The sequence below is a fragment of the Plantibacter sp. CFBP 8804 genome (genome assembly GCF_014841225.1).
Lineage (GTDB): Bacteria > Actinomycetota > Actinomycetes > Actinomycetales > Microbacteriaceae > Plantibacter > Plantibacter auratus.
This window is the reverse complement of record NZ_JACYTU010000001.1, coordinates 417,109-439,274: the sequence shown is the minus strand read 5'-3', so window position 1 is coordinate 439,274 and position 22,166 is coordinate 417,109. Positions and strand designations below refer to the sequence as shown.

At 68.9% G+C, this 22,166-nt stretch carries 20 protein-coding genes; 7 read left to right on the top strand and 13 right to left on the bottom strand.

Annotated features, from left to right (window positions below; genetic code table 11):
* Positions 1–135 precede the first annotated feature (135 nt).
* The 3 genes from IFU11_RS02035 to IFU11_RS02025 are packed head-to-tail and all read left to right on the top strand — an operon-like array spanning position 136 to position 3,976.
* Entirely contained in the window at positions 136–1,035 is a 900-nt protein-coding gene (locus IFU11_RS02035) for an SDR family oxidoreductase (protein WP_192018031.1), read from the top strand.
* Positions 1,032–2,432, top strand: coding sequence for an alpha/beta fold hydrolase (locus tag IFU11_RS02030; protein ID WP_192018030.1), 1,401 nt, complete (start codon positions 1,032–1,034; stop codon positions 2,430–2,432). The genes IFU11_RS02035 and IFU11_RS02030 overlap by 4 nt, the downstream gene beginning before the upstream one ends.
* Positions 2,429–3,976, top strand: a complete 1,548-nt coding sequence (locus tag IFU11_RS02025) for a GMC family oxidoreductase (protein WP_371742699.1) — start codon at positions 2,429–2,431, stop codon at positions 3,974–3,976. Before IFU11_RS02030 ends, IFU11_RS02025 begins: the two co-directional genes overlap by 4 nt.
* Positions 3,977–4,021: 45 nt before the next feature.
* Here IFU11_RS02025 and IFU11_RS02020 read toward each other — a convergent pair whose 3' ends face one another.
* From IFU11_RS02020 to IFU11_RS02005, 4 genes are all read right to left on the bottom strand, one after another.
* Positions 4,022–6,514, bottom strand: coding sequence for a phosphoketolase family protein (locus IFU11_RS02020; protein ID WP_192018029.1), 2,493 nt, complete (start codon positions 6,512–6,514; stop codon positions 4,022–4,024).
* Entirely contained in the window at positions 6,511–7,044 is a 534-nt protein-coding gene (locus tag IFU11_RS02015; RefSeq protein ID WP_191941017.1) for a pyridoxamine 5'-phosphate oxidase family protein, read from the bottom strand. Before IFU11_RS02015 ends, IFU11_RS02020 begins: the two co-directional genes overlap by 4 nt.
* Complete coding sequence (locus tag IFU11_RS02010; protein ID WP_192018028.1) at positions 7,041–8,051, bottom strand: universal stress protein; 1,011 nt, start codon at positions 8,049–8,051, stop codon at positions 7,041–7,043. The genes IFU11_RS02015 and IFU11_RS02010 overlap by 4 nt, the downstream gene beginning before the upstream one ends.
* Positions 8,052–8,336: 285 nt before the next feature.
* Positions 8,337–8,759 carry a pyridoxamine 5'-phosphate oxidase family protein gene (locus IFU11_RS02005; RefSeq protein WP_192018027.1) on the bottom strand — a complete coding sequence of 141 codons (423 nt, stop codon included), beginning with the start codon at positions 8,757–8,759 and terminating at the stop codon, positions 8,337–8,339.
* A 189-nt stretch (positions 8,760–8,948) separates the two neighbouring features.
* Between IFU11_RS02005 and IFU11_RS02000 the strand changes: the two genes are divergently transcribed.
* Positions 8,949–9,470, top strand: coding sequence for a BON domain-containing protein (locus IFU11_RS02000; protein WP_191941020.1), 522 nt, complete (start codon positions 8,949–8,951; stop codon positions 9,468–9,470).
* Here IFU11_RS02000 and IFU11_RS01995 read toward each other — a convergent pair.
* The 3 genes from IFU11_RS01995 to IFU11_RS01985 all read right to left on the bottom strand — a co-directional run bounded on the left by IFU11_RS01995 (position 9,431) and on the right by IFU11_RS01985 (position 12,762).
* On the bottom strand, positions 9,431–10,297 hold the full coding sequence (locus tag IFU11_RS01995) for a universal stress protein (protein WP_191941021.1): 867 nt from the start codon (positions 10,295–10,297) through the stop codon (positions 9,431–9,433). The genes IFU11_RS02000 and IFU11_RS01995 overlap by 40 nt on opposite strands.
* Before the next feature lie 112 nt (positions 10,298–10,409).
* A complete protein-coding gene (locus IFU11_RS01990; protein WP_192018026.1) occupies positions 10,410–11,066 on the bottom strand; it encodes a response regulator in 657 nt (218 codons plus the stop codon).
* Positions 11,056–12,762: a GAF domain-containing sensor histidine kinase gene (locus tag IFU11_RS01985; RefSeq protein ID WP_191941022.1), complete on the bottom strand. Its 1,707-nt coding sequence runs from the start codon at positions 12,760–12,762 to the stop codon at positions 11,056–11,058. The genes IFU11_RS01990 and IFU11_RS01985 overlap by 11 nt, the downstream gene beginning before the upstream one ends.
* Positions 12,763–12,914: 152 nt before the next feature.
* On the opposite strand from IFU11_RS01985, the gene IFU11_RS01980 reads away from it, so the two are divergent.
* Positions 12,915–13,817 (top strand): universal stress protein, encoded by a 903-nt coding sequence (locus IFU11_RS01980; protein WP_191941023.1) that lies wholly within the window; start codon positions 12,915–12,917, stop codon positions 13,815–13,817.
* Positions 13,818–13,820: 3 nt separating this feature from the next.
* Here the strand turns inward: IFU11_RS01980 and IFU11_RS01975 are convergent, their stop codons facing one another.
* From IFU11_RS01975 to adhP, 5 genes are all read right to left on the bottom strand, one after another.
* The gene (locus IFU11_RS01975) at positions 13,821–14,681 is read right to left on the bottom strand and encodes a universal stress protein (RefSeq protein WP_192018025.1); all 861 of its coding nucleotides are present in this window, start codon (positions 14,679–14,681) and stop codon (positions 13,821–13,823) included.
* Between the two features lie 123 nt (positions 14,682–14,804).
* A complete protein-coding gene (locus IFU11_RS01970; RefSeq protein ID WP_192018024.1) occupies positions 14,805–15,671 on the bottom strand; it encodes a universal stress protein in 867 nt (288 codons plus the stop codon).
* A gap of 132 nt (positions 15,672–15,803) precedes the next feature.
* Positions 15,804–17,777: a heavy metal translocating P-type ATPase gene (locus IFU11_RS01965; RefSeq protein ID WP_342365682.1), complete on the bottom strand. Its 1,974-nt coding sequence runs from the start codon at positions 17,775–17,777 to the stop codon at positions 15,804–15,806.
* A complete protein-coding gene (locus IFU11_RS01960; RefSeq protein ID WP_192018023.1) occupies positions 17,749–18,390 on the bottom strand; it encodes a hypothetical protein in 642 nt (213 codons plus the stop codon). The genes IFU11_RS01965 and IFU11_RS01960 overlap by 29 nt, the downstream gene beginning before the upstream one ends.
* Before the next feature lie 16 nt (positions 18,391–18,406).
* Positions 18,407–19,417 carry an alcohol dehydrogenase AdhP gene (gene adhP / locus IFU11_RS01955; protein WP_191941027.1) on the bottom strand — a complete coding sequence of 337 codons (1,011 nt, stop codon included), beginning with the start codon at positions 19,415–19,417 and terminating at the stop codon, positions 18,407–18,409.
* A gap of 268 nt (positions 19,418–19,685) precedes the next feature.
* On the opposite strand from adhP, the gene IFU11_RS01950 reads away from it, so the two are divergent.
* Positions 19,686–20,480, top strand: coding sequence for an alpha/beta fold hydrolase (locus IFU11_RS01950; RefSeq protein ID WP_192018022.1), 795 nt, complete (start codon positions 19,686–19,688; stop codon positions 20,478–20,480).
* Between the two features lie 80 nt (positions 20,481–20,560).
* Here IFU11_RS01950 and IFU11_RS01945 read toward each other — a convergent pair whose 3' ends face one another.
* Positions 20,561–21,445: an SDR family NAD(P)-dependent oxidoreductase gene (locus tag IFU11_RS01945; RefSeq protein WP_371742695.1), complete on the bottom strand. Its 885-nt coding sequence runs from the start codon at positions 21,443–21,445 to the stop codon at positions 20,561–20,563.
* A gap of 137 nt (positions 21,446–21,582) precedes the next feature.
* Here IFU11_RS01945 and IFU11_RS01940 point away from each other — a divergent pair, with 137 nt between their 5' ends.
* Positions 21,583–22,125: a TetR/AcrR family transcriptional regulator gene (locus IFU11_RS01940; RefSeq protein ID WP_159878607.1), complete on the top strand. Its 543-nt coding sequence runs from the start codon at positions 21,583–21,585 to the stop codon at positions 22,123–22,125.
* Positions 22,126–22,166: the final 41 nt, after the last annotated feature.

Genomic DNA, 22,166 nt, shown 5'->3' with positions numbered 1-22,166 from the left:
CCCGATCGGCGACGACGCGCTCCACGCATGGATCACGCGGCCCGAACGCCGGCCCTCCATCGGACGTCTGCACCACCGGACGCGCTGAGTGCAACCCCACCGGTTCCGGCCTGCGTCTCGTTTAGCGTGGTCGTCATGTCTCCGCGCGACCAGTACGACCTGACCAACCCCGTGACCCAGTACGACCGGGTCGAGCCCCCGCTGCAGCACCAGCCGGAACCCGGCGTGCAGGCCAGGATGACCCCCGTTCCCGACCTCGGTGAAGCGAGCTACCGGGGCAGCGGACGGCTGACCGGTCGGAAGGCGCTCATCACGGGCGGCGACTCCGGGATCGGTGCGGCCACGGCGATCGCGTTCGCCCGCGAAGGCGCGGACGTGGTCATCGCCCACCTCCCGGGTGAGGAGGAGGACGCCGAGCACGTGCTGTCGCTCATCGCCGACGCAGGACGCCGGGGCAAGGCGATCGTCGCCGACATCTCGCACGCCGACCAGTGCCGTCGGCTCGTCGCGGAGGCCGCGGACTTCCTCGGAGGCCTGGACGTCCTCGTCAACAACGCGGGCAAGCAGATCGCGGTCGACCGGGTGGAAGACCTCAGCGACGAGCAGTTCGAGGAGACCTTCCGGACGAACGTGTTCGCGAACTTCTGGATCACCAAGGCTGCGCTCGAGCACCTGGGCGAGGGCGCGAGCATCGTGAACACGGCGTCGCTCGAGGCGTACAAGCCGTCACCCGACCGGCTCGACTACGCGGCGACGAAGGCCGCGATCAACAACCTCTCGAAGGGGCTCGCACTGCAGCTCGCCTCGCGCGGTATCCGCGTGAACGTGGTCGCTCCCGGCCCCGTGTGGACCGCGTTGCAGGTCTCGGACGGCGTCTCCGACGAGCAGATGGAGCACTTCGACGACGAGAACACCTATCAGCGTGCCGGGCAGCCGGCTGAGCTCGCGCCGGCGTACGTCTACCTCGCCTCGGCGGAGTCCGGCTACGTCTCCGGGGCGACGCTGAACGTCAACGGCGGCATGGTCACCCCGTGACCGCGGCTGCGTGCACGGTCTTCTTCCTCCCCGGGCTGGGCCTCGACGCCGCCGCGGTCGCACCCGTGGCTCGTGAGCTCGATGCTCGGTTCCGGGTGATCGCCGTCGAGCTGCCCGGCCAGGGAGACACGGCCGACGCGCCGGACGGCTCGGTCGACTCGCAGGTCGACGCTGCCCTCGCCGTGATCGCGGAGCAGGCCGACGGCGGACCCTGGCTGCTGTGCGCCCACAGCATGGGCGGCAAGGTCGCCGCCGGGATCGCCGCCCGGGTCCGCGGGGGCGACGTCCCCGTCTTCGGCCTCCTCGGTGTCGTGCTTCTCGCGCCGTCACCGCCCACGCCCGAGCCGATGCCGGCCGCCAAGCGCCACCAGATGCTCGCCTGGGTCAAGGACGGGCCCATCGCCGAGGCGGACGCGCAGACTTTCGTGGATGACAACGTTGGTGCGCCCCTGCCGGCCGAGTTGCAGTCAGCCGCCGTGGCGTCCGTCCAGGCCATGTCGCCCGTCGCGTGGCGCCGCTGGCTGGAGCAGGGGAGCGTGGAGGACATCGCGTCCTCCGTCGGCACCCTCGACCTCCCGTGCACCGTGCTCGCCGGAGATCAGGACGAGGCACTCGGAGCCGCGGTGCAGCCCGAGCTGCTCTCGGACGTCTACCCCCGCGCACGATTCGTGCCGTTCGCCGGAGCCGGACATCTGCTCTCCTTCGAGCGTCCGGTCGAGGTGGCGCGCGCGATCACCGAGCTGTGGGACCAGATCGTCGCACACAGTGCGATCGTCCCCGCGGAGTGGGGGCTCGTCATCGCGTCCCCGCGGACCACGCCGCGGGTACGGAGTGCGCTGGCACGCCGCGCCTTACCGGACGACCCCCGGTACCGGCCCCGCGTGCTGAGCGTGGAACAGCTGGACCTGCTCCGCGTCGTCGCCGATCGCGTGGTTCCGCAGCCGGCGGGTGGGCGGATCGACCTCGCCGCGCGAGTCGACGCCGACCTCGCAGCCGGTGGTGGCGACGGATGGCGGCCGGTCGGAGGACTCACGGACGACGAGGCCTACCGCGCCGGGCTGGATGACCTCCGAACCGCTTGGCCGGACTCGGCCGATGACCAGGATGCCGTGATCCGTGCCGTGATCGACGGCCAGGGCGTCCCCGGGGGCGCCATCGACGGAGACGATCTGCGGCGCTGGTTCGAGGACCTGCGCGTGGACGTCACGCGGGAGTGGCTCATCCACCCCGCGTCGTTGGCCCGGGTCGGGTACGACGGGTTCGCGACCGGAGCTGAGGACGTCGACTTCGCCGGTTACCGCGAGCTCGGTGCCGACACCCGGGATGACTGGGAGCCCTCCGACCTCGGCGCCGCGCCCGCCCCCACACCCGCACAGCAGCAGGAGGACACAGCGTGAACCTGGACGCGATGAAGACCTACGACCTCGACGACAGCGTCGACGTCGTGGTGGTCGGTACCGGTGCGGGTGGCGCACCACTGCTCGCGCGACTCGCTGAGGCGGGGCTGCGCGTCGTCGCTCTCGAGGCAGGGCCAAATCACGACCCCGCGGAGTCCACGCCGGACGAGGTCGACGCGACGACGATCAACTGGATGTCCAGCCGGTTCAGCGGCGGGGACGCTCCGACGGCGTTCGGCCCGAACAACAGCGGGTTCGGCGTCGGCGGTGGCACCGTCCACTGGGGCGCGTTCACGCCCCGGCCGGACGCCCGGGACCTGCGTCTGCGCAGCGAGACCGGTCTCGGGCGCGACTGGCCCGTCGACCATGCGGAGTTCACCCGCTACGTCGAGGAGGTCGAGGCGACCATCGGTGTCTCCGGGCCGACGCCGTATCCGTGGGACCCGTCGCGCACCTACCTGTACGCGCCGCCGAAGCGGAACGCCCCGGCTGACCTCATGGCGAAGGGCGCAGAGTCGCTCGGCATCCGGGCGACCGACGCACCCGCCGCGATCATCACGCGCGACCGCGATCAGCCGCACCACGGCCTCCGACGCGCCACGACGAACGTCGGCTCCATCCACCAGGGCGAGCGCCACGGTGCGAAGGCGACGACCGCCATCACCTACCTGCCGGCTGCGGTCGCGGCGGGAGCGGAGATCAGGCCGGACGCCGTCGTGCACACCATCGAGCGGGATGCCCGCGGTCGGGTGACGGGCGTCGTCTATCGCCAGGACGGCGTCGACAAGCGGCAGCGCTGCGAGGTGCTCGTGTTGGCGGGCGGCGGGGTGGAGACCCCTCGGCTCCTGCTGCACAACGACCTCGCGAACGCCAGCGGTCAGGTCGGACGGAACTTCCTCGCCCATGGTGCGGTGCAGGTGTGGGGACGGTTCGACGAGCAGATCCGCGGCTACCGCGGCTACCCGTCGGCGCTCATCACCGAGGACTTCGTCCGCCCTGACGGTGCTGACTTCGCCGGAGGGTATCTGTTGCAGAGCCTCGGCGTCATGCCGTTCAACTACGCGACGACACTCGTGCGCGGCGGCGGGCTCTGGGGCACCGAGCTGGTCGACGAGCTCGACGCGTCCCGGTACAACGCCGGCATCGGGATGAACGCCGAATGCCTGCCCGCCGACGGCAACCGGCTCGAGCTCTCGTCAGAGGAGGACGAATGGGGTCTGCCGCGTGCGACCATCTCGTTCTCGCCCGGCGACAACGAGCAGGCCATCGACCGCCACGCCATCCGCACGATGACGGACATCCTCACGGCAGCCGGGGCACGGAGCACCAGGGTGCTTGCGCGCACGGCGCACACGCTCGGCACGTGCCGGATGAGCGACGATCCGAGTGACGGCGTGGTCGACGGGGATGGTCGATCGCATGACATCGACAACTTGTGGATATGTGACAACTCAACGTTCCCGAGCGCGCTCTCCGCGAACCCGGGCCTGGCACAGATGGCGCTGTCGCTGCGCACGGCCGACCGGATGCTCGCGGCACGCTGAAGAGGGGCGCTCGTCGCCGGATCATCGCACGCGCGTCCTCCGGATCTACTCCAGTTCGGCCGATCGCTCGGACCGCTCGGTTCGGGACAAGTGTCGACGCTTCGCGTCCCAGGTCCAGTCGGCGACCGCGGGGATGTCCTCGCCGTGCTCGCGCGTGTACGCCCTGGCTTGCGCACGTGCGTCCTGCATCCGTTGGCGGAGTGCCACCTCGCGCACGGCCAGCCCGGGAACACGATCGAGGACGTCGATGACGAGCTGGTACCGGTCGAGCTGGTTCATCATCACCATGTCGAACGGTGTCGTCGTGGTCCCTTCCTCGATGAAGCCGCGGACGTGCAGGTTGTCGTGGCCGCGACGCCGATAGGTCAGCCGATGGATGAGCCACGGGTACCCGTGGTACGCGAAGATCACGGGTCGATCCGCCGTGAACAGCGCGTCGTACGCCGTGTCACTGAGGCCATGCGGATGCTCGCCCTCGCTCTGCAGACGCATGAGGTCGACGACGTTCACCACCCTGACCCGGAGCCATGGCAGGTTCTCGTGCAATAGTTGCGCCGCGGCGAGGACCTCGAGTGTCGGTACATCACCCGCGCAGGCGAGCACGACGTCGGGTTCCTCGCCAGGCCGCTCAGTGCCGGCCCACTCGAGGACTCCGGCGCCGCGGGTACAGTGCGCGATCGCCTCGTCCATCGTGAGCCAGTCCGGCTGCGGTTGTTTACCCGCGACGACCACGTTCACGTAGTCGACCGACCGCAGGCAATGGTCGTAGGTGGACAACAGCGTGTTCGCATCGAACGGCAGGTAGACCCGGACGACGTCGGCCTTCTTGTTGACGACGTGATCGATGAAGCCGGGGTCCTGATGCGAGGCGCCGTTGTGGTCCTGGCGCCAGACGTGGGAGCTGAGGAGGTAGTTCAGCGATGGGACCGGACGGCGCCACGGAATGGTGCGCGCGGTCTTCAACCACTTCGCGTGCTGGTTGAACATCGAGTCGACGATGTGGATGAACGCCTCGTACGAGTTGATCAACCCGTGGCGTCCGGTGAGGAGGTACCCCTCGAGCCACCCCTCGCACTGGTGCTCGCTGAGCATCTCGACGACGCGCCCCGAACGGGCCAGATGGTTGTCGAGGTCGGCCGACTCGGAGAGGGCGTCCCACTGCTTGTCGGTCACCTCGAAGACGGCCTGAAGACGGTTCGACGCCGTCTCGTCCGGTCCGAAGATCCGGAAGGTGTCGGGGTTCCGCACGATGACGTCGCGGAGCCAGGTGCCGAGCACGGTGGTGGCAGAGGAGCTCGTCCTGCCGGGTTCGGTGACATCGACGCCATATGTGCGGAAGTCGGGGAGCCGGAGCTCGCGCCGGAGTATCCCGCCGTTGGCGACCGGGTTCGCACTCATCCTGCGATCGCCGAGCGGGGCGAGCGCGGTGACCGACGGCACCGGGGCGCCGGACTCGTCGAAGAGCTCCTCGGGCCGGTAGGAGCGCAACCACCCTTCGAGGACCGCGAGGTGCTCCGGCGTGTCGCGAGCGTTCGCCAACGGCACCTGGTGGGAGCGCCAGTTGTCCTCGGCCGCCTTCCCATCGATGACCGGCGGGCAGGTCCAACCCTTTGGCTTCCGGAGGATGATCATCGGCCAGGCCGGTCGTCGTACGGGCGCGCCCGCTGCCGCGTCCGAAGCCGCATCGGCCTTGATCTGCGCGATCTCGTCGAGCACCTCGTCGAGGACGGTGGCGAACCGTCGGTGGACCAACAGCGGGTCCTCGCCGTCGAACCCACCCGACACCAGGTGGGGTGTGTGGCCGTAACCGCGCATCAGCTGTTCGAGTTCCGCCTCCGGGATCCGGGCGAGCACCGTCGGGTTGGCGATCTTGTACCCGTTGAGGTGCAGGATCGGGAGGACGACGCCATCGTGCAGCGGGTCGATGAACTTGTTCGAGTGCCAACCGGTGGCCAACGGGCCGGTCTCGGCTTCGCCGTCGCCCACGACTGCGGCGACGAGCAGATCCGGGTTGTCGAAGACCGCACCGTAGGCGTGGGAGAGGGAGTAGCCGAGTTCGCCACCCTCGTGGATGGACCCGGGGGTCTCGGGAGCGACGTGGCTCGGGATCCCGCCTGGGAAGGAGAACTGTCGGAAGAGCCTCCGAATGCCGTCCTCGCTCCGATCGATGTGCCGGTAGACCTCGCTGTAGGTGCCGTCGAGATAGGTGCTCGCGACGACGCCAGGCCCGCCGTGGCCGGGTCCCGCGATGAAGATCGCGTTCAGCTCACGGAGCCGGATGACGCGGTTGAGGTGGGCGTAGACGAAGTTGAGCCCCGGTGTGGTGCCCCAATGACCGAGCAGTCTCGATTTGATGTGCTCCGGACGGAGGGGTTCCCGGAGGAGCGGATTGTCGAGGAGGTAGATCTGCCCGACGGAGAGGTAGTTCGCGGCACGCCACCAGGCGTCGAGTGAGGCGAGCGAGTCGGCCTCGAGAGCGCCCGAACCGTCCGCCTGCCAGGCCCCGACCGCTGTCGTCACTGCTGGGGTATTGGTCATGACAGCCACTCGTCGGTCGCCGGTCTGATGCGCCGGGGGAATCGGCGACCGGTCAGGCGAGCGGGGGTGATGCGGATGAAGTTGCTCTTCACCGTCGGACTCCAGGAGTCGAGACCCAGCACCCCGGACTCGTCGATCTCCGCATCGATGGCGAGACGCCGTGCGCTGCCGTGCGCGATCACGCTCCACCAGCTGTCGGCGTCGTGTCCGTCGACCTCGAACGCGACGCGCGGCCGACTCGTGATGTCCATGAGTTTGGAACCGGGTGCCGACCGGATGTAGATGCGCCGATCGTGCACGAGGAAGTTCACCGGGAGGAGGTCCGGGCCTCCATCGTCGTTGACGACGGCGATGCGGCCGATCTTGGAGGCGACGGCGAGCGCCCAGCAGGCGTCCTCGTCGAGGTGTTCCACCTCGGTCGCTTTCGCGTCGACGGGGTGGACCACGGAGGTGTCGCGCCAGTACGGATTGTCGGACGATGATGCGCGTGTGGCTCCGGGGGTCGACCCGGCCCGAGGGGTCTCGGTCATGACTCGTCCACGCCGACGGGGTCGGCGTCCTGCGCGGTGTCCGTGCTTTCGGCGAGGCGACCGATCCTGGTCTGTCGGTCCGGGACGACCAGGATCGGCGCGGCAGCATGGCGCACGCAGGCCTCCGTGGCCGATCCGAGCATGAGTCCGGCGAACCCGTCCCGTCCGCGTGCACCCATCACCAGGAGGCGTGCATCGCGAGCGGCGTTGATGAGCACCGGGGCCGCTCGACCTTCGATGACCTCCGTGGAGACGTGTGCCGGGAGTTCGGGACCGAACACCTCGGCGGTGCACGTCGTGAGCGCTGTCCGTGCGTCCTCCCGCGGCGACCAGGCCAGTGCCAGCGGGTACCCGCTGAACGAGATCGGTTCGTGCCACGCGAGGACCACCCGCAGCGGGGCCCCCAACCGCTCCGCGAAGTCGGCGGCGAGCCGAAGCGCGTCGAGGGACGCCACCGAGCCGTCGACGCCGACGACGACCGGCCGTCGGTCGTCGCCGTCCGTCGTCATGAGGTCGTGGTCGTCACCGCGGAGGACGAGGACCGGGCAGGGGGCGTGTCGCGCGATCGCCTCGCTGACCGAACCCAGCATGATCCCGGCGAGACCGCCGTGTTCATGCCCGCCGGTGACGAGCAGCTGCGCGGTGGTGCCGACCTCGGCGAGTACCTGGGCAGGCGTGCCCATCACGAGTTCGGTGGAGAACCAGTCGGGCGTGGCGTCGCCGAAGACCTCGGTGGTGATGGCCCTCAGGAGCTCCTGGGCGTCGGCGTCAGGTGCCCAGCCGGCGACGGTCGGATAGCCGGCGTACCCGACATTGGGGAACTGCCACACGAGGACGGCCCGCAGCGGGGCATCGAGGACCGGGGCGAGTCGCGCTGCCGTCCGGAACGCGGCCATGGAGGCCTCGGAACCGTCGACTCCGACGACGACCGGCATCGTCGGAGGTTCGGAGGTTGCCGTCATCGGGGTCGTCGCCGTTCGGACGGGGGAGTCTGTGCCGCTGTTCATGTCAGGAGTGTCCCGTGTGTCCGCGGGGACGCCCAGAGTCGAAGGTCCTGCCGCCCTGGATGCCGACCGACGGGTAGGGACGACGCTCGGGTGTCCGTCATCCCTACCCCAGCCTGCCCCGGCACCATGCGGTGTCGTCCGAGTGCGGCCCTCAGGAGGATCTCCCACGGGATCGTCTCCTGGGCCTTGTCGGCTGAACGGGTCGAACCCGCGCTGCTGAAGCTACGGACGAACGCCCACGGGCGATGGGACCAAGGTCCCGCGGACGATCACGGGTTTCACGCCTCACACCGGCTCAGGTCGTTCGGCGGTCAGGTCGAAGGTGCGACCGTAGACCTGCTCGGGCGTGATGCGCACGAACACCTCGGTAGAGATCGGGATGAGCGTGGTGAGGGCGAGTCGTTCGGCGAGGTCGATGTCGACTCCGTGCTGGAGTTGCTCGGCGGTGCCCTTCACGACGACGCTCCAAGCCTCCGCGTCGTCGTAGTAGTCGACCTCGAGGGCGACCTGGTCGTTGATCGTCAGTTCGACGAGCTTGTCGCCAGGGTTCGTGCGGATGATGATCGTGTGCCCGTCGACGACGTAGCTGATCGGGAAGATGTCGGGCCGACCGCCGACGCTCATGGCGAGTCTGCCGATCGAAACACGCGACAGTTGCTCCCAGCAAGCATCCTCGCCGAGCATCGGAACAGGGGTCTGGTCGTTCATGGGAACAGTGTCCCGGTCGTGGGTGGCGAAGGGCAGGGCCGAACGTCCCGCAGGACCTTCGCCCCTGCCCAGGATCGCTGGAACGACGCAGGCTACTCGCATGGATCCGACCGTCGAACCGCAGCATGCCCGCCGCTCCCTGCGCCACGCGACCCTCCGCATCGTCGACCGTCTGAACGACGCACTCCGATGAGCGACTCGCGCAACCGGCCGACCGAAGCCGGAATCGCCGTGCAGGGTGCCGTCCGGACGGCCCTCATCTGGGAATCGGACATCGACGCCGCCAGCGTCGGAGTCGCCGTCACCGACGGCATCGTGACACTCACGGGGCAGGTTCGGACGTTCAAGGAGGTGCTGGCGGTCCGACGTCGTGTCCTGGCGGTTCCCGGGGTGCACGGCATCGCTGACGAGCTCGTGGTCGGTCCGTGTGAACCGATGACGCTGACCGACACCATGCTCGCCCACCGAGTCGTCGACGTGCTGGGATGGGCGGACGGCGTCGATGTCGAGACGATCCAGGTCCGTGTGACCGGTGGTGCGGTCGAACTGATCGGGTCGGTCAGCACCCGAGACCATGCCGAGACGGCCGAAACGCTGGTGTCGGCGCTGCGCGGCGTCGAGCGTGTGGAGAACCACCTCGTCGTCACGGATGAGGCGTCCGCCCGCGCGGTTCACGCGAGCAGCGGGTCGGTGGCACCCGACGGGCCCTGAGGGGCGCTGGGAACCACGATCGTCGGGGCGTCGATGTAGAGCAGGAGCGTGTGGCTGGTCGATCCGAGCATGAACCGTCGGATCGGTCCGTACCCACGGGTTCCGACCACGATCGCGGACGCCGATGCGGCGAACGCATGTAAGGCGCCGGCCGGGTGCGACTCCGTGAGGTGTTGCTGGACCGACACCTCCGGGAACGCCTCGACGAGACTGGCTGTCGTGCGTGCGAGCGTCTCGGAGTGGGTCTCGCGGATCCAGTCGACGAGCGTCGGGTTGAGCGCGTGCACGCCTGTCGTCGTCGGCCGGTGCCAGGCATGGACGAGGTGCAGCGGCTCCTGCCGGGCGATCGCCTCACGCGCGGCGAACGACAGGGCGGCGTAGTCGGTCGTGCCATCGACACCGACGACCACGCCGTGGCGTCCGGTTTCGGCGAGCTCCGGTATGACCGCGACGGGGCCCGACGATGCTGCCGCGAGCCGTGAGCCGAGTGACCAGCCTGAGCTCCGGGTCGGTGATCCGTGCTCGTCCGTGCCGAGCGCCACCAGGCGGGTGTCGTCGGAGAAACCGCGGAGTTCGGTGTACCGGTCACCGATGACGACGTCGGCCCGGACGAGCAGCTCGGGATGGAGAACGCGGAGGCGGGACGCCTCGTCCTCGGTCGATGCCACCGCTCGCTCGAGCGATTCACCATCATCCGCAGACGACCGGTCGACGACCTGCACCACGCGGAGGGCGTCCGACGTGGCCGCGGCGCGTGAGGCGGCCCAGGTCGATGCGCGTCGAGCAGCATCGGAACCATCCCAGGCGATGACGGTCTGTTCGATCATGTCGAGACTCCCTGCGTCGTGCGCGGGGCTGCACCCCGGCTGGGATCCGATCGTCGCGTGTGGTCGCGAACGAGCACAGAGGCGAACGTCCCACGGATGGCAGGACCCCGGATCACCCGGGATGGGAGCGCGCGCGGGATTCGGCCTCGTAGGCGGCGGCTTGTGTGCGCCGCTGCATGCCCAGTTTGCTCAAGAGCGAGGAGACGTAGTTCTTCACGGTCTTCTCGGCGATGCCGAGGTGATCGCCGATCTGGCGGTTGGTCAGTCCATCGGCGATCAGTGCGAGGATCTGGCTTTCGCGGAGACCCAGCGTCTCACGTCGTGGATCGTCGCGGTGCTCCTGAGCAAGCGATGCGGACAGGTTCTTCGCCAGGGTGCTGCTCAGCAGTCGGCGGCCGGCGGCGACACTCCGGATGGCCGAGATGAGGCCGCTACCGCGGATGTCCTTCAGGACGTAGCCCGAAGCACCCGCGAGGACCGCCGCGGTGATCGCGGTGTCGTCGTCGTAGGCGGTCAGCATGATGCAGCGGAGGTCAGCGTGTTCCGACAGGAGGTCGCGACAGAGATCGACACCGTTCCCGTCGGGGAGCCGGACGTCCAGAAGCGCGATCCGCGGGCGGGTCGCCGCGATGCGCTGCAGCGCATCCCGCGCCGTCGACGCTTCCCCGACGACCTCGAGGTCGGGTTCTGCCGACACGAGTTCCGCGACGCCGCGGCGCACGATCTCGTGGTCGTCGACGAGGAACACACGAATGGGTTCAGCGGCCACGGGTGCCTCCAGAGTTGGCTGTGGCGGACAACGGGATCCACCAACGGACCGTCGTCCCTGCTGCCGACGAGTCGATGACGCAGCCTCCGCGCAACCGCTGCGCGCGCTGTTCGAGGTTCGCGATACCGCTTCGCCGGGCGACGTCGTCCGGCACGAATCCTCGCCCGTCGTCCGAGATCGTCAATCGCAGGGTCTCGTCCTGGTGCGAGAGGTTGACACTGGTCGTCGTCGCGTGAGCGTGCCGTGCCACATTGCTCAGGGCCTCTCGACACACCGCGAGGATCTCATCAGCCTGCGCCGGGGTCGCTGCATGATCGATCGCCCCGGTGAACGTGACCGCGGGGGAGAACCCGAGGGCCCCGCTGTGCTCGTCGGCCAGCGTGATCAGTCGCAACCGCAAGCCGGTGGCTCCGGTCGATCTCCCGGTCAAGGCGAAGACGACGGTCCGGATCTGAGTGATGCTGGCGTCGAGCGACTCGATGGCGTTGTCGAGGATGTCGTTCGTCCGACCCGACGTCGCGGAGGCCAGCGATTGCAGATCCAGACCGGTTGCGAACAGTCGCTGGATGACGTGGTCGTGGAGATCCCGGGCAATCCGCCCTCGGTCCTCCATCACCACCAGACGTTCCTGATTCTCACGGGCGGAGGCGAGCTCGATCGCCACGGCGACCTGCGAACAGAAGTCCGTCGTCATCCGCGCGTCGAACGGTGTGAACGGAGGCCGCTCGGGTGATCGGCCGAGGAGCAGGACCCTCGGCGGTGCCAGCGGCAGTCGCACCGCGAGCATCGGCCCGGTGTAGGGCTCGGCCGAGCGGGAGCGGGTGGCCGCGGCGCCTGGCGAATCGGCGACCCGATCGACGCCGCTCGTGAACGCGGCGGCGGCCAGTCGTCGAGCGCGTCCCGGCAGGACGTCGATGATGACGTCATCCTCCGTGTCGCGAGCGGCGAGCACGTGGCGTTCTTCGTCGATGATGGACGCCACGTCTGCTCCGGCGAGATCGACGCTCATCCGACAGAGGAACGTCTCTGCGGATTCGGCCGAGTCGGTCAGGACCGCGTTGGTGAACTCCATCGATGCCGCCGTCCACGCCTGCCGGCTTCGACTCTCCTCGTAGAGACGGGCGTTCTCGATCGCGACGCCCGCCGTCGAGGCGAGCGAGGTCACCAGTTGCTCGTCCTCGGCTGAGAACGAACCCCCACGCTTGTTCGTCAGGTAGAGGTTGCCGAACACTTCGTCCCTGACACGCACCGGAACACCGAGGAACGAGCTCATCGGCGGGTGCTCAGCAGGGAAGCCCGACGAGCGTGGATCGTCGGTCAGCGAATCCAGCCGGATCGGTTGCGGGTCTTCGATCACCGCGCCGAGGAGACCGTGGCCCTCCGGGAGATGACCGATCCGTGCTGCGGTCTCGACGGGCATCCCGACATGGATGAACTGCTCGAGGCCGCCATGAGTCGCGATGACCCCCATCGCTCCGTACTCCGCGTCGACGAGCTCGACGGCGGCGTCCACGATCGTGCGCAGCACGCTGCTCAGGTTGAGTTCCTCGGTGATCGCCCGGTTGGCGGTGATGAGCGCGTGGAGGCGCCCCTGCGTCTTCAGGACGAGCGCGGCCTGCGTGACCAGTGCGGCTAGCGCGCTGTCGAACTCTGCGTGCGCGGGATCGGGGAATTGCGGCGGAGCGTCGGCGTCCATCCACACCCCCTGGTGCATCGGTCTGCATGCCTGTGCGAGCAGCATAGCCCCGTGCCACCGGGCCATCCAACCGCCGAAGGACCTACGCCCCTACCAGCCGACCCGTCGTTCCCCCAGGATACGAAGCGACGCACGACCGAGGGAGCGCAGCCATGAGTGCACACGTGGTGGTCGGGACGAACGGTTCAGCATCCGCAGGACGCGCGGTGCGATGGGCCGCGTCTGCCGCCGAGCGTCTCGGCGCAGTGCTGCTGGTCGTACTGGTGCTCGAGCAGCAGGATTCGCGAGGAGTCCGATCCGCGGGCGGGACCCAGACGCTCATCCGTGCGGAGGCGACGGCGAGGACTGGTCATCCGGGTCTCAGCGTCGAACGGCGCCTGGCGTACGGCGACGTCGTGACCCAGCTCGCGCGTGCATCCGAAGCGACCGTCCTCATCGTCCTGGGAACGGATCGAGGCCCGCAGCAGACGAGGACATCACCGTACGGGGCGCTCGCCGCCCGGCTGGTGACGTCGGCGCCGTGTCCCGTGGCCGTCATCCCAGCTCGTGAACCGGGTCCGGGGGCCGCCTTGGTGGTCGGCATCGACGACGACGTGCAGGCCACGTCCGTGCTCGCCGTGGCCATCGACGTGGCGGCCTGGTCCGGTTCGTCGCTGGACCTGGTCCATGCATGGAAGCCTGCACCGCCGTTCCTGGCGGAGGTCAGGCCCGAGGAGCAGCACCCGCCCCTCGGGGTGTCCGACGCGATGACCGACATCATCACGCGGACGTTCGCGCGAGAGTCGGATCTGCACGCCAGCATCGAGCTGCGGGTGGAGCTCGTCGTCGGGGGCGCCGTCGATGCCTTGCGCACGGCGGCGCAGCACGCATCGTTGCTCGTCATCGGGAGCCATGGCCGACACGTCCTGGCGTCGCTGGCACTCGGTTCGGTGAGCCGTTCGCTGCTGTCCCTGATGCCGTGCCCACTGCTCATCGTGCCGCGTTCGGCGGGCGACGCACGACTCGTGCCGCGTCCGGGCCCGTCCGAGGGTCCATCGGTGGCGTCGACCGTCTGAACTTCATCGCTCCGGAACGCCGAGGGGGAGGACGAGGGTGGGCGCGGGGATGTCGAGCAGGACCGTGTGGCTGACGGAACCCAGGAACAGTCGGCGGAGCTGGCTCACTCCGTGCCTGCCGAGCACCAGGAGTTGAGCCGATCGGGCCACCGCGGTGATGGCCGGCCCCGGTTCGTCCTCGATCAGCTGCTTGGCGATCGTGACCGTCGGGTGGCTCGCCGCGACGTCGGCCACGGTGGCGTCCAGCAAGCGTGCGTGTTCCTGTGCCAGCCACTGCAGCATGTCTCGGTCCAAGACGTCCTCGGACTCCCAGATCGGTGGTGTCCAAGCGTGCACGACGGTCAGCCCGCATCGGGTCCGCTCGGCTTCCTCCGCTGCGATCCGCACCAGCTCCAGTTCGCCGATGGATCCATCGACGGCGACGACGATCTGCTGCACCGACGTGCGTGGGTCGTCGACGAAGGTGGGCACGATGACGACCGGGCCGACCGCCGTCGCGGCTACCTTCGTCGCGACGGACCAGGCGAACCGGAACGGCGCTTCACCGCTCCGGTTCGTACCGAGCACGACACACGTATCAGCGCTGCTGAGACCGGCGAGCACCTCGACGGGGTCCCCGAGCTCGAATCTGGACGAGATGCTCGTATCGGGATGCGACTCCCGTACCTGTTCGGCTGCGTCCATGAGCCGGATCCTCGCTTCGGCTGCGAGCGAACCGGCGACGAAGTACTCGGCGCTCGACTCGTCCCGGGTCCCGACGGTCACGAGTTCGACGTCCTCGGCACCCCACCAGCGGAGCGCCCAGTCGAGGGCGTTTCGGGCAGCATCCGTGTCGTCCCAGCCGATGATCGCTCGCCTGCTCATGATGGTCCTCCCTCATCGCCGATGGTCTCGAGATGGGGCCCATCGCGCAGGTGTCATCGTCGTCCTTCCACCACCTTGGCTCGTCGCGCGAGACGACCGTAGAGGCGTTGGTCCTCCTGCGTCTCACCTCGGGGCTTCGTCGTCCGGGGTGGAGACCGGCCGACGAGGAACCACGATGGTCGGGGCGTCGATGGTCAGCAGCAGTTGATGACTGGTCGACCCGAGGAAGAACCTCAGGACCGCGCCGCGGCCTCGGGTTCCGACCACGAGTGCCGTCGCCGAACCGGCGAACGCATGCAGGGCGTCGGCCGGCCAGCCCTCGGACAGGTGTTGCTGCAGCGAGACCTCGGGGAAGTCCCGCTCGATACGCTCCACAGCCTCGGAGAGAGCGGTCGTGTGCGCGTCGCCGAGCCAAGCGATGAACTCCGGATTGAGCCCGCGTGCTCCCGCGGCGGTCGGTTGATGCCAGGCATGCACCACATGGAGTGGTTCCTCACGGGCGATCGCCTCTCGTGCGGCCAGCTCGATCGCAGGCCTGTCCTCCTCTCGGTTCTCGATCCCGAGCACGACACCGTGACGCTCACCCGCTGCCACCTGGGGGATGACCGCGACCGGGCCGGAACACGACGCAGCCAACCGACTGCCCAACGACCAGCCTGAGGTCCGGGACGTCGTGCCGAGTTCGTCCGTGCCGACGGCGAGGAGGCGATGCTCGTCGGAGCAGGCTCGAAGGTCGGCGAGTGGTTCACCGACGAGTACCTCGGAGCGGACGTCGAGGACCGGATACCGCTGTCGGATACTGATGGCCTCGTCCTCAGCGGACTCCACCGCGCGGATGAGCGTCACGTCGTCGGCACCGGCCGGACCTGGAGCGACGACCTGGATGACTGTGATGGGTTCGCCGGTCGCGAGGGCGCGATGTGTCGCCCATTCCGCTGCGCGACGCGCTGCGGCGGAACCGTCCCATCCGACGAGGGTGTGTTCGGTCATGATCTGCTCCTTCGAGGGTCGGCCCGGTACAGGCCTCTCATCAGCCTGCGGCCCGAGCGACGCGGACTCAGAGCCGAAGGTCCTGCGCGTCCGCTCGGGTGGACGGCGCGGCGGAGGCTGAGGCGATCACGGTCATGCCTCGTCGGAGTGGCCGCGAGGCGGCCGATGGGCCCGAAGGCTGTTGAGGATCGTGATAACGTCGATGACCTCTTGGAGGGTGGCACCGATGATGGCCGGAAGGACGCCCCAGGTCGCGACCAGCATGAGCGCGACGCTCAGCCCGATGCCGATGCCGATGCTCTGACGCGCCACCCGGACGGCGCGTCGGGCGATCCGCATCACGCTCACGACTCGACGCAGGTCGTCGACGAGGATGACGACGTCGGCGGCCTGTGAGGCGGCGGTGGCGCCGCGTGCACCGAGCGCGACGCCGACATCGGCTGCGGCGAGGACCGGTGCGTCGTTGACGCCGTCGCCCACCATGACGACCGGCCGATCGGCGATGCCCGCGATGACGACCACCTTCTCCGCCGGGAGCAGCCCGGCGTGCACCTCGGGGACGCCGACGGCGGCGGCCACGTGCGCGGCGGTGCCCTGCGCGTCGCCGGTCACCATCACGAGGCGCTGCACACCGAGGCCGCGCACCTGCGACACGACGTCTGCCGCTTCGTCGCGGACGCCGTCACGGAGCACGATCCGGCCGATGAGTGCGCCGTCCGCGGTCACGAAGATCGCCATCTCGCCCGGCACCAGGGCTGCGAAGTGATCGGGTAGCGCGGTCCCGACCGCAGCCTTGCCGACCTCGATCCGTTCGGTCCCCACGATCGCACTGACGCCGCGCCCGGGCAGCTCCGAGACGTCGTGCGCTCGCGGCAGCCGCGCCGACGGCCCCAGCCGTGCCGCCGCGGCGTCGACGACAGCCTCGGCGAGGACATGCGTGGACCCCAGCTCGACGGCTCCCGCGATGGCGAGGACCTCGTCTTCACCGCGGTTCGCCGCGCACTCAACCCGATCCACGACGGGCGCCCCACGGGTGAGCGTTCCCGTCTTGTCGAACGCGATCGTCCTCACCCTGGAGAGTTGTTCGAGCGTTCCGCCGCTCTTGACGATGACGCCGTTCCGCGCCGCTCGGCTCATGCCCGCGATGAACGCCACCGGCGCCGCGATCAGCAGCGGACACGGTGTGGCGACCACGAGCACCTCCGCGAATCGCACCGGATCGCCGCTGAGCGCCCAAGCCAGGCCGCCGAGGACGAGGGCGAAGACGGTGAACGGGACGGCATATCGGTCGGCGAGTCGGACGAAGGGCGCCTTGCTGTCGGCGGCCGATTCGACCAGCTGGACGATCTGGTGGTACTGACTGCCGGCGACCGTCGCGGTTGCGCGGATGGTCGCACCGAGCTGCCCGTTGACCGTCCCACTCAGCAGGGATGCTCCTCGGGTTCGGGTGACCGGAAGGCTCTCGCCGGTGAGCGAGGACTCGTCCACCTCGACGGTCGCGCTGAGCAGTTCGCCGTCCACCGGCACCACCTCACCGGGGTGCACGAGGAGGATGTCACCGATCCCGATGTCGGCGACCTCCACCTCGTCGACCGTGCCGTCATCGCGGAGGCGGTGCGCGAAGGACGGAGCCGTCGCCAACAGGGCGGTCAGTTCCCGCCTGGCTCGCGTCGACGCGAAGTCCTCGAGCGCCTGGCCGCCGGTCAACATGAGCGCGACGATCGCCGCGGCCCAGACGTCACCGAGGATGACCGTGCTGGTGATCGCGACGATGGCGAGGACATCGAGTCCCCAGGAGCCCGAGCGGATGCGACGGATCATGCGCGCGAGCTGCACGACCGCGATGAGTGACGCGGTGGCCGCGAGCACGACGGACGAGACCGTCGTCGCGCCGAGGAGGGCGGACGCCCCTCCGACGACGAGTGCGAACAGTGTCGTCAGGACCAGGGGGTATCGGCGGGCCGCCTGCAGACCGGTCTGCAGTGTGGCGCGTCCGTGCTGGCGAGCTGGACGTCCTCCGAGCGGTGGTGAGTCCGGGTCATGGTCGTCACGGATCGGAGCGTCTCCGCTCCGTGCGTCAGCCGAAGGTTGGCTCTGGCCGGACACCCGAGGCTCCCGGTGGTCGGTAGACGTGATGGGGGGCGGGAAGCCGCCGTGGCCTGACGGCCTCTGGGAGCAGCGCAGCGAGGTCGAGCATCTCGATCCAGGTCTCGAACCCGTCGCGGTTGAGCTGTCCACTCGACGACACGAGGTCCGGGTTCATCGAGCCGTCGAGCTGGGCGAAGTGCGGGTGAAGGGGGAAGAACCCCACATCCAGGGCGACGCACAGTCCTGCGAGCGCGTCGTTGAGCGCTTCGATGGCCGGGGCGTGGCGTGCATCGGCGGGCGGCAGCGCTTGGAGCACGAGACGGGTGCCGGGAAGCGCTGCGTGAAGCGTTCGCAGAACGTGCTCGATGGAGGTGAGCATCCGGCCAGGGTGTGTCAGGTCGACGATCCCGCATGCACCGTCGGCGCTGCCGGTCGAGAGGATCAACGCCTCCGGCTCGACGCGGACAAGGACCACGGTGAGTGGTGCAAGGCCGTCGGCCGAGAGTGCTGCGCCCCGGAGGTCCAGCACCAGGCCTGGCGTGAACCACGTGTCCCACTCGCACCTGCCGAGGAAACCGTCACCGATGACGCCGAGCCTCGGTTGCGCCCGTGGTCCTTGAGCCGTGTTCATCGGGATCGCCGCCGGTTCAGTACTCGACGACGAGTCTTGCGAGGACCTTGCCGGAGAGCACCTCGGCCATCGCGTCGTTGATCTGGTCGAGTCTCCGAGTCTCCGCGATGATCCTCGTGTGCCCGGCGGCGTGCAGGGCGAAGACCTCCGCGAGGTCCTGCCTCGTGCCGACAATCGACCCGATGATCGAGATGCCCTTCAGCACCGTCTCGAAGATCGAGACGTGCATGTCCTGGTCGGCGGGGAGTGCGACGCAGATGAGCCGACCGCCGCGATTCAAGGAGGCGAAGGCCTGTTCGAAGACGCGTGGGGAGGCTGCGAGGACCACGGCGACGTCCGCGCCTCCCACTGCCTGGATCGCCGCGACCGGGTCGACCTTGGCCGCGTTCACGACGTGCTCCGCGCCGAGTTCCTTCGCGAGGTCGAGCTTCTCGTCCTCGATGTCGACGGCGATCACCGATCCACCGACGATCCGTGCATACTGCACCGCGAGGTGCCCGAGTCCGCCGATCCCGAAGATCGCGACGTGTTCGGTCGGCTGCACCTTCGCGACCTTGATCGCCTTGTAGGTCGTCACACCGGCACAACTCAGCGGGGCGGCGTCAAGCGCGCTCAGCCCGCTCGGAACCGGCACGACGAACCGTGCGCTCGCCACGGCGTATTCAGCGAAGGCGCCGTCGATCGAGTAGCCACTGTTCTGCTGCTGTTCACAGAGGGTCTCGCGGCCGTCGATGCAGAAGCGGCACTCTCCGCAGGCGTATCCCAGCCAGGGGATCGCGACCCGTTCGCCGACGGACCGGTCGGCCACCCCGGATCCGAGCTCCTCCACGATGCCGACACCTTCATGTCCGGGCACGAACGGGGGCTGGGGTTTGACCGGCCAGTCGCCGTGAGCCGCGTGGATGTCGGTGTGGCAGAGCCCGCACGTCTCGAGGCGGATCAGCACCTGGCCCGGCCCCGGACTGGGGACGTCCCGCTCCTGGATCTCCAGCGGCTCGGTGAACGACGTGACGACTGCTGCGTGCATGGGAACTCCTCCGTGGTGAGGACGGATCGCCCGTCCTCTCCCTGCACTCTCCACCGTCCGACCTGGAGCGGCCGGGCCGAACGTCCTGCCGCCGTCAGCGTCCGATGCTCGACGTGGTCCCATTGCGCATGCCGCGCACCTGGAACGGTTGCTCGGCCCGGATGATCCTCGTCAGAGCGACGACGAAATGCGAGTCACCCGTTCACCTTCACGGTGACGAGCGGTAGCCGCTCCCGGCCTGGCTGCGAACGCCTCCTAGGCTGGACTGATGGTCTCGACACGGAAGCAGCTGATCGTCGACGACGGGGTCATGATCTCGTACACCGTGTTCGAAGGTGCCGAGCCGGCGGCGGTCATCCTCCACGGACTCGCCGGAAGCAGTCGGGAGTTCCTTCCAACGGCTCGAGCGCTCGCCGGACGATCGGTCATCCTCATCGACCAGCGAGGCCACGGGGAGAGTACGAGGCGGCCGATGGACACGTCTCGAGCGGCGTACGTCACGGATGCTGCACGGGTGATCGAAGCCGAGACATCAGAACCGGTGATCGTCATCGGGCAGTCGATGGGTGCGCACACCGCGATGCTCCTGGCTGCCGGTAGGCCAGATCTCGTTCGCGCGCTGGTCATGCTCGAAGGGAACCAGGGCAGTGGCACGGCGGATGATCACCGAGCTCTCGGCGACTTCTTCCGGTCGTGGAACGTCCCCTTCGCAAGTCGATCGGAAGCGGCGGTCGAGCTTGGTGACGGGCCGCTCGAACGTGCCTGGGTCGAGGATCTGGAGGAGACAGCCGATGGACTGATCCCACGTTTCGATGCGGACGTGATGCAGACGACGATCGAGGCGGTCGGCGAGCCTCGCTGGCGCGAGTGGGACAGCATCGCCGTGCCGACCCTCGTGGTCTACGCAGACGCAGGAATGTTCACCGAGGATCAGAAGGCGGTTTTCGTCTGCAGGGGCAGGCGCGCCCGTCGCGTCGATCTCAGTGGCGCATCGCATGATGCGCACCTTGACGCGCATGAGCAGTGGGTCGAGGTGCTCCGTGCGTTTGTCGATGCCCAATGAGATGACACGCACCGCATCAGGCCGGGCCCATCCCACCGGACGTGCCGGCTCGACGAGGCGGGCACCGGGCTTGCCTCGCGTCAGGCGCCGACGTCGATGGGCACGCCAGCGAGGTCCTCGACCTGCCGCCAGAGGGACGGCGCCGCGTCGCTCGCCGGCGTGGCAGTCCTGGCCGGTGGAACGATGGCGACGGGAGCGCCCCGAAGTCGGCCGACCGGCGAGAAGTACTCGCCGCCCCGGACTTCGGGATCCGTGAGAGCCCTGACCGCGGACCAGGCGGCGGTGTCCTTGCCCTGTGCCCAAGGCGTGTAGGGATTCCGCTGATATGGAGTCGTGTCGTCGCGGACTCCAGGTCGCTCCGGGGTCTTCGCGTCGACGCCGACACCGGGCCGGGTCACGACCGATGCGGCGGGCAGTCCGGCCGCTCGGAGCCTGCGGTCGAGCTCGAAGGCGAACACCTCCGTCGCGGTCTTGGCTTTGGTGTAGGCCACGACCCCGATCGCGGGCACCTGGCGGAGGTCGTCGACGCCGACACGCAGCAGTTGGACGAATCCGGTCGAGGTGTGGACGACTCGAGCCACCGTGCCATGATCCACGGCCGTGGCGACCAATGTCGGGAGCAACCTGGCCAGCAGTCGGGCATTGGCGGCCACATGGGTGCCGAGCAGGAGGGGCAATCCATCCGCAGTCAGCTCGCGTCGGTTCATGCTCATCGCACCGCCGTTGAGCAGGACGGCGTCGAGACGGGGAAGCAGGGCGAGTTCGGCAGCTGCCTCGTCGACGGCGGTGAGCGAGCCGAGCTCGAGTGGCACGTGGCGGACCCGGGCCTGCGGGACTCGGCTTCGAATGGAGGTGGCGGCCCGCCGCAGCTTGTCATGCGATCGGGAGGCGAGCACGACGTCCGCGCCAGCGGCAGCGAGCTGCTCTGCGGCGAAGTACCCGATTCCGGCGGTGGAACCGGTCACGACGATGGTTCGTCCGGTCTGGTCTGGCAAGCGGGTGGGGTCCCAGGTCATATTTTCCTCACTTCTTAAGCGGATGATCTATCCGTTTGGACCATAGCACAAGCGGATAGGCCATCCGTTTGGCGTAAAGTGGTCCTATGGCCACTCTCCGTTCCGACGCAGCTCGTAGCCGGGCGAACATCCTCGATGTCGCCCGGACCCACGACCGCGCGACGCTTCGACTCAACGACGTCGCCCGCGAGGCCGGGGTCGGGGTCGGAACCGTCTACCGGCACTTCCCGACGGTCCACGCACTCATCGAAGCGCTGTCAGCCGACGCGCTCGACGCGATGCTCGATACCTCTCGGCGTGCCGCAGCCGAGCCGGATCCGGGCGATGGGCTGGCGCTCTACCTCGGTTCGGCACTCAGGCTGCAGCTCGAGGACGGCGGTCTGCAGACGGTGCTCCTCTCGCCGGAGGACGAGGCCGACTCCGTGCGGAACGTCAAACGCGAGATCTTCGAATCCTTCACGACCGTCCTCGAGGCGGCCCGCGCCGCGGGTGCCGTCCGCGCCGATCTCACGGTCGATCGCCTGTCGCACCTCGTGTGCGGAATCGAGCACGCGGTGCGGCTCGGTACTCCCGAAGACCTGCCCCTCCTCCTGCAGGTGATGCTCGACGGGCTGAAGCCTCGACCGTGATCACCGGCTCAGCTTCGATGGACCCGACTTCGGCGAACTCG